This window comes from Bacteroides sp. 1_1_14, from assembly GCF_000162515.1.
Taxonomy (GTDB): domain Bacteria; phylum Bacteroidota; class Bacteroidia; order Bacteroidales; family Bacteroidaceae; genus Bacteroides; species Bacteroides thetaiotaomicron.
This window is the reverse complement of sequence record NZ_GG774710.1, coordinates 148884-161428: the sequence shown is the minus strand read 5'-3', so window position 1 is coordinate 161428 and position 12545 is coordinate 148884. Positions and strand designations below refer to the sequence as shown.

Annotated in this window: 9 protein-coding genes; 2 read left to right on the top strand and 7 right to left on the bottom strand. The window is 44.9% G+C overall.

Features of this window, described 5'->3' with window-relative positions:
* Window positions 1-129: 129 nt before the first annotated feature.
* Both HMPREF9007_RS04775 and HMPREF9007_RS04780 read left to right on the top strand, forming a co-directional pair.
* Window positions 130-582 (top strand): radical SAM-associated putative lipoprotein, encoded by a 453-nt coding sequence (locus HMPREF9007_RS04775; RefSeq protein WP_008763077.1) that lies wholly within the window; start codon window positions 130-132, stop codon window positions 580-582.
* Window positions 579-1679 carry a TIGR04133 family radical SAM/SPASM protein gene (locus HMPREF9007_RS04780; RefSeq protein ID WP_008763076.1) on the top strand — a complete coding sequence of 367 codons (1101 nt, stop codon included), beginning with the start codon at window positions 579-581 and terminating at the stop codon, window positions 1677-1679. The genes HMPREF9007_RS04775 and HMPREF9007_RS04780 overlap by 4 nt, the downstream gene beginning before the upstream one ends.
* 321 nt (window positions 1680-2000) lie before the next feature.
* Here HMPREF9007_RS04780 and HMPREF9007_RS04785 read toward each other — a convergent pair whose 3' ends face one another.
* From HMPREF9007_RS04785 to HMPREF9007_RS04815, 7 genes are all read right to left on the bottom strand, one after another.
* Window positions 2001-3731, bottom strand: coding sequence for an ABC transporter ATP-binding protein (locus tag HMPREF9007_RS04785; RefSeq protein ID WP_008763075.1), 1731 nt, complete (start codon window positions 3729-3731; stop codon window positions 2001-2003).
* Window positions 3728-5548: an ABC transporter ATP-binding protein gene (locus HMPREF9007_RS04790; protein ID WP_008763074.1), complete on the bottom strand. Its 1821-nt coding sequence runs from the start codon at window positions 5546-5548 to the stop codon at window positions 3728-3730. Before HMPREF9007_RS04790 ends, HMPREF9007_RS04785 begins: the two co-directional genes overlap by 4 nt.
* A 71-nt stretch (window positions 5549-5619) precedes the next feature.
* A complete protein-coding gene (locus tag HMPREF9007_RS04795; RefSeq protein WP_008763073.1) occupies window positions 5620-6228 on the bottom strand; it encodes a TetR/AcrR family transcriptional regulator in 609 nt (202 codons plus the stop codon).
* A gap of 188 nt (window positions 6229-6416) precedes the next feature.
* On the bottom strand, window positions 6417-8720 hold the full coding sequence (locus HMPREF9007_RS04800) for a family 20 glycosylhydrolase (RefSeq protein ID WP_008763072.1): 2304 nt from the start codon (window positions 8718-8720) through the stop codon (window positions 6417-6419).
* Window positions 8721-8898: 178 nt separating this feature from the next.
* Window positions 8899-9468: a YdeI/OmpD-associated family protein gene (locus HMPREF9007_RS04805; RefSeq protein WP_008763071.1), complete on the bottom strand. Its 570-nt coding sequence runs from the start codon at window positions 9466-9468 to the stop codon at window positions 8899-8901.
* Between the two features lie 280 nt (window positions 9469-9748).
* Window positions 9749-12088 carry a TonB-dependent receptor gene (locus HMPREF9007_RS04810; RefSeq protein ID WP_008763070.1) on the bottom strand — a complete coding sequence of 780 codons (2340 nt, stop codon included), beginning with the start codon at window positions 12086-12088 and terminating at the stop codon, window positions 9749-9751.
* Between the two features lie 96 nt (window positions 12089-12184).
* A complete protein-coding gene (locus tag HMPREF9007_RS04815) occupies window positions 12185-12526 on the bottom strand; it encodes a hypothetical protein (RefSeq protein ID WP_008763069.1) in 342 nt (113 codons plus the stop codon).
* Window positions 12527-12545: the final 19 nt, after the last annotated feature.

The following is a 12545-nucleotide window of genomic DNA, read 5'->3' as shown; positions in this document are numbered from 1 at the left end:
ATAAGCAATTATACAATCATCCTCGATTCTTTAAAATTATCTCATTCAAAGAATAAAACGAACAATAGAGAACAACCGATTCAAAGATTAATTATCTTTGTCCCAACAAGAACTAAACACGTTAATAACATGAGAAACAAATATCTACTAAGTCTGCTCGCCGCTTTAGGCTTTTCCGGATGTGGCAATAATAACGAGATCTGGGACGAACCTTGTTATTATGGTCCCGGTCCCGACTGGACTCCTGACATTATAATAAGCAGTCAAGTACAAAATGAAGAAAAAGAAACTATTAATGGTATTCGCGTAGTATCCAGTTATATGAATCAAGAAGATTCATTAATTACAGATACTGCCTATACCGAGTCACGTGAAATAGAGCATTATACGGTAGGCGGTATAGCAATCAATACATTTAAATTCGAAGAGTATCCTCCCAAAAAATCTGAAATGTACCTTGAGTATACAGATGTAGACGGCGAAAAGAATGGCGCATACCAGACAAAAAAGATTAGAATACAAGACCTTGGAAAAGAGGGAAAAGTCACTTTATTTAAAGAGGAGAAAAAAGAAGAAGAATGAAACGTATCATCCCCCTTACTCCCCGCCGATGGCTGGCTTTAGAAATATTTCGCCGGATGAAACACGAAAGAGTGGAAGAACATCCGCTCAGACAGCTTTTTTGGGAATGCACCTTACGATGTAATGTACGTTGCCGCCATTGTGGCAGTGACTGCAAGTCCTCTCCCGCTACTCCGGATATGCCTCTGCAGGATTTTCTAAAAGTACTGGACAGTATAGCAACACATACCAATCCGCACGATGTATTCGTCATTATCTCCGGTGGAGAGCCAACCGTACGTGAAGATTTGGAAACTTGCGGTAAAGAAATATCCCGACGGGGATACCCGTGGGGCATGGTATGCAACGGCCTGTGTCTCACACGCGAACGGCTTCACAACCTGATCCGCAGCGGTATGCGTAGTATATCCATCAGCCTGGACGGACTGAAGGATGTACACAACTGGATGCGACGACATCCCGAAAGTTTCGATTGTGCCGTAAATGCCATACGGGAAATCACAGCTATCCCCGAACTGACATTCGACGTCATTACCTGTGTCACCCGCCGTAGCCTGCCACAGTTGTCGGCTATGAAAGAGTTACTTATCAGTCTCGGAGTCAAACGATGGAGAGTATCTACCATCTTTCCGGTAGGACGAGCCGCCGAAGAACCGGAATTCCGTATGAACGGAGAAGAACTGAAACAAGTGCTCGACTTCATCCGTGATACCCGAAAGGAAGGAATTATCCGTGCGAGTTACGGCTGCGAAGGTTTCCTGGGTAACTATGAAGGTGAAGTATGGAATACTCCTTTCTTCTGTAGCGCCGGAATATCAGTCGGCTCCGTTTTGATTGACGGTTCTATCAGTGCCTGTAGCAGCATCCGCTCCAACTACCATCAAGGAAATATCTATCAGGATGATTTTTGGGAAATATGGCAAACGAAATTCCAGCCTTATCGCGACCGTTCATGGATGAAAAAAGACGAGTGCGCCCGATGCAAATACTTCCGTTATTGTCAAGGCAATGGTATGCATTTGAGAGATAATGAAGGAAAACTACTGGTATGTCATCTGAACAGGTTGACAGGAAACTCTGCAAATGTTCCGGAATAAAAGATTCAGACCCACTATATATTGCTAGTAACCCACCCAAGAATACCCATTTCAGGTGATTGCAGGAAATCGTCAAAGCCCCTATCTTTGCAATATCAGAATTGAATTAATTAGTCATAATTAAAAATTACGTAGCCACATTGAAAACATTGGAATCGGCCGAAGTGATTCTCCCGCATTCTCACATTTGGTTGTTAGTTTTAAAAAACCATATAATGTATTCAATATTACAGAATAAGTGTAAATAGCATAAATTCTAGTAAACAAAAGGCCCGGCTTGTGAAAGCCGGACCTTTTCGTTTTATCTCTGATGAGCCGTTTTTATAGTTTCCATCCCGATGTCTGTTCCTGTATATTCCAAAGTTTGGCGTACAGCCCCGGCCGGCTCAAAAGTTCATCATGAGTGCCTTGTTCCGCAATTCGTCCTTCTTCCAGCACAATAATCCGGTCGGCATTTCGGATCGTTTTGAGGCGGTGAGCGATAACGATTACCGTCCGCCCCGCAATCAAGGTATTGATAGCCTGCTGCACTTCCACTTCATTCTCCGGATCGAGAGAGGCGGTAGCCTCATCCAGCAGCACGACCGGAGCTTCTTTCAGCATGGCACGGGCAATGGAGATCCGTTGTTTTTCTCCTCCCGAAAGAGTGCAGCCGCCTTCTCCTACCATCGTATCGTATCCTTTGGGCAGACGCATGATGAATTCGTGACAACAAGCCTTTTTCGCTGCCGCTACAATCTCCTCATCTGTAGCATCTGTCCTGCCGAAACAGATATTATTCTTCAGCGTATCCTGAAACAGATAGACATCCTGAAAAACCATGGAACAATGTTTCATTAATGACTCCGGCTCCAGTTCTTTCATATCCATTCCGTTAAAACGAACCGAGCCTTTACGCGGATCATAGAAGCGTGCGCAAAGTTTCAGCATCGTACTCTTTCCGCTTCCGGAAGGACCGACCAAAGCAGTGAGCGTCCCTTTTCTAAGAGTCACAGAAATATCATGCAGTATTTCCTTTTCCTGATAACCGAAAGATACATGATCAAAAGTAATATCTCCGCTTTCGGGCACATCACGATCTCCCTTCATTTCCGGTTCGTTCATCAACGTAAGGATACGTCCTCCTGCGATGGAGAAGTAGCGAAACTCGGCAAAGTTAGTCAAGGCAGATGTCAGCGGATCGAAAACACGGGAACCGACCACCAGAAACATGACAAACGTGAGCAGTGAAAGTTCGCCTCCTATCAACAGGTACGTACCGCAAAGTATCATGAATGTCAATCCGGCACGGATCAATGTGACCGAGAATAAGATAAATGGACCGAGAAACACCTCCTGCCGGATACAGGCACGACGGAGATCACTAAAAGCCATTTTCAGGCGTTCGAACTTGCCTCCCAGCAAATTATATGCTTTCATCACCCGTATGCCTTGCAGATATTCTTCCAGACGGTTTCCGGCATTAATCTTGGCTTCAATCTGCCGCACACTCAGCTTACGCTGGGCGATATTGCTAAGCAACAGGACAGCAACCGCAAGCGGTAAAGCTACGAACATGGCCACCGCCATGCGCCAGTCAATCCAAAGCAAGCCAAGGAAGGCAAGAACCGGCATTACCAACGCTCCCATCAATTGGGGCAAGTGATGGGATATTCCCGTTTCCGCCATAGTAAAGTCAGTGATCAGCATGGAAGAAAGATCCCCCGGATCTCTGCGGGACAGGAATCCCAAGGATAATTTACGCAGATGCTCGGCTAAATTAATACGCCCTTCGGCACTCATCTCATAAGCACCGCGAAAGTTGGCATGATAGGCGGCGCGTTCGGCAAAAGCCATCACCACCATATACACGACCAATATAGCAAAAATCATCCAAAGACGATTCGTATCCAGCGGTGTACCACTACCGTCGAACGTACGGAAAATCACATTAATGGCTTCGATAGAAAGACAGAACGGAACGATATTCACCAGATTGGCAAGCATCGTGTAACCGACAGGTCTACGCAGACGTTCGGTATGTCCTACCGTAATATTCTTGATTGCATTCATTTTGTTTCCTCCTTTTTGATAGTTAATTGCCAACGGAATGCGCTGGTATAGGCATCCCACATTCTTTTATATACACCATCCGTTTTGCTCAGCACTTCGTGACGTCCGCTTTGTACGAGCTTGCCTTCTTTCAGGACAAGTATCTGCTCGGCTGAAATGATGGACGAAAGTCTGTGAGCAATAATGATGACCGTTTTATTTTTGATAAGTTGCTGAATGGCTTGCTGCATCTTATATTCGTTCTCCGGATCGGCAAAAGCAGTCGCCTCGTCAAGCACCAGAATCGGAGCATTTTTAAGAATGGCTCTTGCCACACAAACCCGTTGGGACTCACCGCCGGACAAATACACTCCTTTGTCACCGATCCGCGTATGATAGCCGTCCGGCAGACTCTCTATAAAATCGTGGCATTGAGCCGCACGGGCAGCTTCGATCACCTGTTCACGGGTAGCAGACGTATTACCGACCCGAATATTCTCATAGAGCGTATCAAAGAAGAGGAAGCTGTCCTGAAAAACAAAGGAAACGAGATTCATCAAATCCTCGGTCACTATCTCTTTTATATTCATTCCGCCAATGCAGATCTCCCCTTCACTGACATCCCAAAAGCGCGGAATCAGGTTGGCTACCGTAGATTTTCCGGAACCTGACGGACCGACCAGCGCAGTAATCGCTCCCTGTGGCGCAGTAAAAGAGATGTCTTTCAGCGCTTCGGTACGGGTAGTTTCCGCCTTGTTTTCGTAGGCAAACGATACGTGACGAAACTCGATATCATAGGAAGCGGGCAAATGCGAAACCGCAGTTTCGGGAAGTACCTGTTCATCAAATATGCGGTCGATTCGTTTCACTCCCTCATCAATCTCGTTCGTACTTGAACCGAGATACATCAGTTTATAGATAGGAGAAGCCACGCCGGGCCCCATAATAATAAAGAAGAGATAAACTGCCGCCAGACCAATATTCTGCGGCTCTCTGCTCAGAAGCAACAGACCTACGGGCAAAATGAAAGTTATCAGCGAATTCAGCAAAACAGTAAAAGCAATCATACCGGGCTGGTAGGTGTCGCAGACTCTTAAAGCATAACTTTTATAGGCCTCTATCTCACTATTAAACTGGCGGAACGAGCGCACACTCTGACCAAATATCTTCACCACGGGCATTCCTCTCACATACTGGACAGCTGAAGCACTCATACGCTCCTGCGTATCATAATAGATTTTCGTAAACTCTTTGGCTTTTTTCCCAAAGAAGTTCATAAACTGCAAACCGATACAACAAACGATGCAGACCACACAAATAGCCGCCATCCACCCGTTCAGGGAGAAGAAGATGATAAACATCAGCACAATGGTTGCCAGCACATTGACCAGATCGGGAATGGTGTGCGCCACAAAATTCTCTATCTTCTCCACATTCTGTTCCATAGTCTTCTTGATCGCTCCGGTGGAAGTACCGTTCAGGTATCCCAGCGAAAGGCGTCCGATATGCCCGGACAGACGAATGCGCAACCCGTAGAGAATACGGAACGCCGCTATATGCGATGCCATCAATGCTCCATACAGCAAAAGCAGTCCTGCCACCAGACCGACAAATGCCACCCATCCCCAGTGTATAAGCACACTGCTATCCAACTCGCTTATCTTGCTGCCATGCAACAAAAGCTCTTTCAGCACTTCATATACCGACCAATAAGGCACCAGCATACACAAGGCACTGACCGCCGAAAGTACCCCGGCAAGCATCAGTAAGCCTTTCTTCTCACCTGCTATCTCAAACAAGCGACTCACACCACTTTTCTTTTTCTGTTTTTCTTTCATACCTTTTCATTTATATATATCTGATTTTTAAAAAAGAACATTCCTCTGAATCGTTCAAAAAAAGAAGGAGCTCATACATTCATGAGCTCCTTCCAACCTGCCGTTTCAAAGGCTATATATTCTGCTATAAATTTCTGCATTTCTTCTTTCTTCACGTGGTGCAGCACCAGTTCTTCGAGCAAGGCAAACAGCCACACCGTATTGAGATGAATAAAGAAATCGGTGATACCTATATTCAGGTGCGGGTACTTCCGCTTCATCCCCTGAAAAAAGACAAAAATAGTACGTGTCATCGCATCGGTATACTCCGAACGGAAGTTTTCCAGGGATGATCCCTGTGCCTGGAAAAGTAACATACGCAACCGGGCACGGTGTTCAGAAACCAAATCGATATATTCCTGCACGGATTCCTGCTGATAGTCCGAATTCGTAAAAACTTCTATGGACATCTGATTGGCATCATGGCTGTATATCTTGGCATACAAATCATTCAGCACGGGTTTCAGAATCGTGCGGAATATCTCATCCTTATTGGTGAAATAATGGTAGATATTGCTGACTGTAATCCCTGTTCGGGAAGCAATTTCGCGCATGGAAGCATCCTTATATCCTTTTTCGGAGAATACTTCTTCGGCTATGTGGAGGATTTTTTCCTGTATGTCTTCTTTCAAATATTGCATAGTGGCGTTTTATTCACTCTGCAAAGTTGAGAAGAACTTTTGATTTGGGAAATACCCATTTATAGGGATATTTCAACAAGAATTACCTACAGAATAAAAACAGCGGATAAAAGTATCCCTACTTCTACCCGCCTTCTATCAAACCTTATCTATATTAATACCTGATAAAAAATCTTCAGGGGATCTATTTATTCATATTTCAGCCATTCTTTCGGAAGCACTTCTTTCTCACCCTTTTCATTGACTAATTCCATCTGCAAAACTCCGCCATTGCAATCGAAGTAGCGTACTTCTATCGGGTGCAGTCCGGCCTTCAAGGCCTTCTGTACTATAATCTCTACCGGCGAGTGTGCTCCGTCATTATCTCCCAGTAATTCACCGTCCAGTTTCAGCGTACTGCCGTCGTCCGAAAGAAGGGCAAATGTATAGATGCCATCGGCAGGTATTTCAAGGTAACCCTTGAGTATCAGGCCGATATCTCCTTTCACCTCTTCGGGGATAGAAACAGATTCTACGATATACTCACCATTCACGGGAGCCGCATCGATATCCGCACAAAGATTACCACAGAATTTATGCCATACCGCTTTCAGTCCGGAATTCAAAGAAGCCGGAGCAGCAGTTGCCTCCGCATAAGGAGCTTTGACGTATCGGGTACGTGCTACGTCCGATGGAGTACCGTCGGGACGGAAGGTACGGAAAGTGAAATCTGTCGTTTCCGTCACTTTCAGATTTCCTTCATAAAGAGTGGATTGCTTAGTCGGCATACTTTCGTCAGTAGTATAACGAACTTCAATGCCCGGCAACGGACAAGTCAGATCAACCGAAGCCTCATCAAGGAAAGCATTCACTTTGTAGAATCCTTCCAGATCGGGTATCCGATAGTTCAATCCAAGGATATCCATCCGCTTGAAATGCGGAACAAGCTGGCGATAGAACTCTTTCAGATCCGGTTTCGCCTCCGGCTGCACCCAAGCTATTTCACTCAACGCCACCATACGGGGAAGTATCAGATATTCGATACGTTTCATGGACGGAATCCATTCTGCCCAAAGATTAGCCTGCACGCCCCAGAAACATTCTTTCTGTTCGGGTGACAAGCGATCGTCTGCATACGGATCGTATGCCAATATCTTCTTCACGGAGTTTTTATCCTGCGCATAATCAAAATAGAAATATTCATTCGGGCAGGCAATCACTCTTTGTCCTTGCGAAGTGGCCATAGGCACCGCCTCTTTCGACCAGCTCCTCCACCAGGTAATAGCAGCATCCGAAGTCAGTCCGTCGGCAACAACTTCATCCCAGCCTATCAACTTCTTTCCATTGGCAAGGAAGAATTTCTCCATATCGCGCACGAACCACGCCTGCAAATCTTCTACCGATTTAAGTCCTTCCGTGCGGATTCGCTTCTGGCAACGGGGGCACTTTTTCCAGTTATTTTTCTCAACTTCGTCACCACCCATGTGTACATATTCATAAGGAAAGAGATCGAAAATCTCTTTAAAGACATCCTGGCAGAATTCCAGCGTCGTATCCTTTCCCGGACAAATAGGAGAAGAGAATGTTTCTCCCCAGCCGATCAGTCCGTCACAAGCGAGATCAGGGTATTGGGTAATAGCAGCCAGGAAATGCCCCGGCATATCTATTTCCGGAATCACATCGATTCCTCTCTGTGCAGCATAATCTACAATTTCTTTGATATCTTCATGCGTATAGTAACCACCATACAGAGTATCTCCTTCTACAATCCGTATTTTGTTTTCCGGAATCAGGAAGTCGGTATTGTCCTCTTCTACCGCACGCTCCATACAACCACGGTCGTGCTTGTTAAATTTCCGCCACGCTCCTTTTTCCGTCAGCAACGGATATTTCTCAATTTCAATCCGCCATCCCTGATCATCTGTCAGATGCCAGTGGAACTTATTCAGTTTATACAAGGACATCAGGTCCAGTATATGTTTCACTTCATCTTTATTCCAGAAGTGACGGGAAGCATCCAGCATAAAGCCACGCCATTCAAAGCGCGGTGAGTCCTCTATTTGCACGGCAGGAATGGAGAAAGTCTGTTTCGTTCCCTGCACTTCTATTCCGGCAGGCAGCAGTTGGTGGAGGCTGGCAATAGCGGAAACGATGCCCGAATAATCTCCGGCTTCAACCTGAACAGACTTGGGGGTAGCCTGAAGTTTGTAAGAGCCGGGCTTTCCATTATCCTGCCCTAGCTGGAGATAGATATCCGCCTTATCGGCTTCGGTCACCTCTACAGAAGTAGACACCACATTCCGAAGAATATCCTGCAAATATCCGGCAGCCGGAAATAAGGACTGATCGGAAACGCCGATTTTCATTCCATCCTTTAAGACGAAGGCACCCGGCTGTTCCGTCAGACTAACGGGGGTAGGTAAAATTGCGATCTCCTGCTTCACCGTAGGCGTGCAAGAGGACAAAATACATGCTGATGCAATCAGTAGAGAAGTACTTAGTTGTTTGAACATAAGGTTAACTGTTTAATAAGTTGATTACTTTGACTTTTATTGACTATCTATATATAATACAACTCAAACAGGCAAACTACTAAAAGGGAAAGAAAAGTTTTTAGTGATTTACTACTAATGATGCTCCATCGCTTCCATCAAACTATAAGGATATTCTTCCACAAAGATTCGGACAATCTCAATAATATTTTTCTATTCCGCCAAATCCGGTTATCATCTTATTCTCTTTCACTTTACAGATAAAGTTGTTTAATCGCTTTTCAAATTCTTCCGGTCGCTTCCTTGCTGCTTCAATGTATGCAATTCGGATACGCTTATATGCGTCGGAAAAATGCCGGTAGTTTTTCCATGCTATTTCATCTTCTTTCAATCTATCCATTATATCATTGGGAAAAATAAAAGGATCAGATAAAACAGTGCGTATTTTATCTTCAAATTCAGGGTGTATCATTTTATTTTCCAATAACCATTTAAGTCTTTCTTTGTTGGCCTGCGAGTATGTACTTTTAGGTTTTCTAGGCGTGAAACGCTGAATTCTATGTTCTTTATCAAGCGGTTTTATCGTACTGTCAATCCATTCGAAACAAAGGGCTTCTTCAACAGCATCGTTGTATGCAATACTTTTTTCACCTGACGATTTAAGAGGAAATACAAACCAAATTTCGTCTTCGGTTTCAAAGTTGTCCATCAGCCACTTTCTCCAGTCTTCCCGATTTTCAAAATACTTTATTTTATTTTCTGTTGCCATAATAGGTCATTCAAACTAATTATTTTACTGCCTTTACATTCGTAATAATGAAGCATTTCGTCCATCTTCTTTTTATCATAACCCGTAATGCAATCTGATAAGACTTTGAATTGCTTACTTACAATCGCCAAAAATACTAAAAATCGGTCAGGCAGACATGATTATCGTTGAAATCATCAATACCAAATCTGTCGCTTATTTATAAAACATCCGGGAAGCAATCGTTTTATCACATTCCCGGATGCATAAAATGTTCTGAAAATAACGGACCGATATCGTATCAATAACTGATCTTCACTCCGGCAAAGAAACTTCTCGGAAGCGAAGGACCATAGATATAGTTGGAATCCCGGTTAGCTCCTCTGTCGAAATCTTTCTGATAGGCTTCAAAGATATTCTGGACACCTCCGCTAAGTTGTAAGTCTACCGTTTTATAGAGTTTGAAGTCATACGCTATCTTCACTCCCATATCGAAGAACCGGGGCGTACGGATGGCTTCCGCTTTTCGCTCGGGCATATCGCCCATTGCTACGTTTTCTGCGCTGATGTCCATACGCTGCACAAGCATACTGCCGGTATATGTACCCGAGAGAGCGATGGACAACGGTTTGACGGGAGTATAAGTAGCCGTAAAATAACCGTAGGTATCGGGAGTACGGAAGATTTTTCTTTCTGCCGGCGCATCATCGTGCCATTTATGCGGTTCATCGTATCGGCTGCGCTGCAATGTCAGTCCTGCCTGTATTTGAAGCAAAGAAAGATAAGCAATCTTTCCTTCCAGAGTCAATCCCATTACTTTGGCTCCCGGACCATTGCTGCGTATTTTCACCAGCACACCGTCACCACGGTCAAAAGGCCCTCCTAACACGAACACATCAGTCAGCCTCGTATAAAATCCTTCTACTAACAGATTAGTCTGAAAAGCACCAAAGCGGTGATACATATCTGCGGATGCACTAAAGCTCTGCGATTTTTCCTCTTTCAAGTCCTTTGCACGCTCGATCATCGCCACTGTTCCACCTACATTTTCGATATGCATATCTTCGTCAAATGCCTGTGGGGCGCGGAAGCCGGAAGAATAGCTCAAACGCAGATTGATATTATCCGTAGGATTGAAACGCAGGTTGGCACGCGGGCTGAAAATAACATCATCCACCATATTGTGCTTATCCAGACGCCCGCCAATCAAAATTCCCCAGTGTTTGTTTTTCCATTCGTTCTGTAGAAAAGCACTGTAAACCTTGACCGTCTGGTCCGTATGGCGGTCGTATCCCCACATATTATCTTTCAGCCGGTCACGGTTATATTCGAGTCCCGCTGTCAGGTCGGAAGGCATGAAAAGACATTTGTCGAATGTGTGCACATATTGCACACCGCCCATAGCGGTGAGGTCGGTCGTCTTTCCGTATGCTTTCAGAGGATCGTTGCCGGGACCATAATAACTGTCACGATCCGTATTGGCTGCCGAGGCAAAAACACTTAAACGATTCTTTTCATTCGGTGAGAAATAATCGTATTTCAGACTTCCGCCATCTATGGAGTGTTGTAACTGCTCGGCAATATGGGCTTCGTGAGGAGGACAATCCAGCATATCTCCACCACGGCGGAATTCCTGCATATGATGGTATTCAAACGTTAGTTTGGAGTAAGTACTCGTTTTCAGATAAGAACGGAAACCGACCGTCTGATTCTTCAGTTTCGGAAGTTCCGTAAATCCGTCTCCGTCATAATCATATCCCGACCGATGACGGTTCTGCCCGAAGATATACAATCCGGCACGATGATCGTCCGTTACAAGGGAAGCATTCAGCGAGGTGTTGTTATCGAATGCGGAACTGCCACCAATGGAAGTGATCGTATGCGATAACTGACCGGAATTTCGCAGAGGCTCCTTCGTGATGATATTGATCGTTCCCGCAATGGCCGAAGAGCCGAACAATGCCGATCCACCCCCGCGCATGACTTCTACACGTTCGATCATGCTGGCAGGAATCTGCTCCAGCCCGTATACCCCGGAAAGGGCACTGAACACGGGACGGGAGTCGATGAGTATCTGTGTATAGGGGCCGTCCAGCCCATTGATCCGGACTTGCTGAAACCCACAATTCTGACAGTTAGTCTCTACACGGACACCAGGCTGAAAATTCAAGCCCTGTGATAATGTAGAAGAATTAGTGGTTTCAAACAGTTTCAAATCTACTACATTGACCAGAGTCGGTGCCAGACGTCGGGTCGTTTCACTACGGTTGGCAGAGACGACTACTCCGTCCAGAGCAATCGCATCTTCTTCCAGTTCAAAGTTCTCTTCCAGCGTTTTACCTTTTTTCAAGGTCACATTACGGGTAACCGTCTTATACCCTACCGAACTGACTTCCATCACAAAGTTTCCTTCCGGCAGATTTTTCAGGAAATAGTGTCCGGTAGCATCGGTGACGGTTCCTATCGTGGTTCCTTTTAACGCTATAGTAATATAAGGCAAATGTTCACTCGTCTTTTTATCCAATACATGACCAATTATATTCGCATCGGATTTTCTCAATTCCGGATACTCCGGATGTTCAGCCAATGCAGGCAACAAGGCACAACATAGGCTGACCAGGACTAAAAGATATTTTTTCATTGTCGTTAGTCTTTTAATGTTTTAAGTCAAAAATAATAAGGATGGGAAGCAACAGCAGTTTCCAAAGAAGACCTGCCTGCTTCTACGTGATGCAGACTAAACGACGGGTGGTGCTCTGAGAGAAATGACGCCCGGACAGGGACGACAATACCGCATACGCTGCGGAGAGGCGAGAAAAATACATAAAAGAGACAGGACAGAAGTAACAAACAAAGGCGTCAGTCCATTATCTGTCACCAATACATGGTTCAAGAAATGAATTAACTGAAACTCTACTGTCGTATGACTATGTTCGCTACCTTTCTTGAAGGGATGTGAATGGACAATCGTAACCCCGTTTACCACATGAGAGTGGGTAAACAAAGTAATCCCTGCCATGTACGAAATAAACAGTACAGGCAGAAACCACTTCATTATATTCAGGTATATTTGTTTCATTCGTCAGTTTTTGTGCAGC

Bases quoted from the DNA above. Each gene is read 5' to 3' on its own strand.
- HMPREF9007_RS04800 (WP_008763072.1), bottom strand. From the start codon at position 8,720: ATGTTCAAACAACTAAGTACTTCTCTACTGATTGCATCAGCATGTATT.
- HMPREF9007_RS04790 (WP_008763074.1), bottom strand. From the start codon at position 5,548: ATGAAAGAAAAACAGAAAAAGAAAAGTGGTGTGAGTCGCTTGTTTGAG.
- HMPREF9007_RS04810 (WP_008763070.1), bottom strand. From the start codon at position 12,088: ATGAAAAAATATCTTTTAGTCCTGGTCAGCCTATGTTGTGCCTTGTTG.
- HMPREF9007_RS04775 (WP_008763077.1), top strand. From the start codon at position 130: ATGAGAAACAAATATCTACTAAGTCTGCTCGCCGCTTTAGGCTTTTCC.
- HMPREF9007_RS04785 (WP_008763075.1), bottom strand. From the start codon at position 3,731: ATGAATGCAATCAAGAATATTACGGTAGGACATACCGAACGTCTGCGT.
- HMPREF9007_RS04805 (WP_008763071.1), bottom strand. From the start codon at position 9,468: ATGGCAACAGAAAATAAAATAAAGTATTTTGAAAATCGGGAAGACTGG.
- HMPREF9007_RS04795 (WP_008763073.1), bottom strand. From the start codon at position 6,228: ATGCAATATTTGAAAGAAGACATACAGGAAAAAATCCTCCACATAGCC.
- HMPREF9007_RS04815 (WP_008763069.1), bottom strand. From the start codon at position 12,526: ATGAAACAAATATACCTGAATATAATGAAGTGGTTTCTGCCTGTACTG.
- HMPREF9007_RS04780 (WP_008763076.1), top strand. From the start codon at position 579: ATGAAACGTATCATCCCCCTTACTCCCCGCCGATGGCTGGCTTTAGAA.